This is a genomic window from Finegoldia magna, from assembly GCF_002243175.1.
GTDB classification, from domain to species: domain Bacteria; phylum Bacillota; class Clostridia; order Tissierellales; family Peptoniphilaceae; genus Finegoldia; species Finegoldia magna_J.
Genome location: NZ_NDYF01000020.1, coordinates 1 through 1,015 on the forward strand (window position 1 = coordinate 1; position 1,015 = coordinate 1,015).

The window sequence follows — 1,015 nt, forward strand, 5'->3', positions numbered from 1 at the left end:
TAGACTACGCTAACATCGACAAAGCACCAGAAGAAAGAGAAAGAGGAATCACAATCAACACTTCTCACGTAGAATATGAAACAGAAAAAAGACACTACGCACACGTAGACTGTCCAGGCCACGCTGACTACGTTAAAAACATGATCACAGGAGCAGCACAAATGGACGGAGCAATCCTAGTAGTAAGTGCAGCAGACGGTCCAATGCCACAAACAAGAGAACACATCTTGTTAGCAAGACAAGTAGGCGTACCAAAAATCGCAGTATTCTTAAACAAAGAAGACCAAGTAGACGATCCAGAACTAATCGAATTAGTTGAAATGGAAGTACGTGAACTACTAAACGAATACGAATACGATGGAGACAATACACCAATCGTAGTAGGATCAGCATTAAAAGCATTAGAAGATCCAGACGGAGAATGGGGAGACAAAATCATGAAATTGATGGAAGAAGTAGACGAATGGATCCCAGCTCCAGTAAGAGACGTTGACCACCCATTCCTAATGCCAGTAGAAGACATCTTCACAATCACAGGACGTGGAACAGTAGCTACAGGTAGAGTAGAAAGAGGAAAAGTAAAAGTTGGTGACAACGTAGAAATCGTAGGACTTACAACAGAAAAAAGAACAGTAGTAGTAACAGGTGTAGAAATGTTCAGAAAACAACTTGACGAAGCAGAAGCAGGAGACAACATCGGAGCATTACTAAGAGGTGTACAAAGAGAAGACATCGAAAGAGGACAAGTATTAGCAGCACCTGGAACAATCCACCCACACACAAAATTTGAAGCAGAAGTATACGTATTAACAAAAGAAGAAGGTGGAAGACACACACCATTCTTCTCAGGATACAGACCACAATTCTACTTCAGAACAACAGATGTAACAGGAAACATCGCATTAGAAGAAGGCGTAGAAATGGTAATGCCAGGAGATAACGCAAAATTCATAATCGAATTAATCACTCCAATCGCAATCGAAGAAGGATTAAGATTTGCCATCAGAGAAGGCGG

At 41.2% G+C, this 1,015-nt stretch carries 1 protein-coding gene; it reads left to right on the forward strand.

Annotated elements, in window-relative coordinates; all coding sequences use genetic code 11:
- Positions 1 to 1,015, forward strand: a 1,015-nt coding sequence (gene tuf / locus B9N53_RS09060; protein ID WP_094204633.1) for an elongation factor Tu, incomplete at both ends; no start/stop codon positions are given.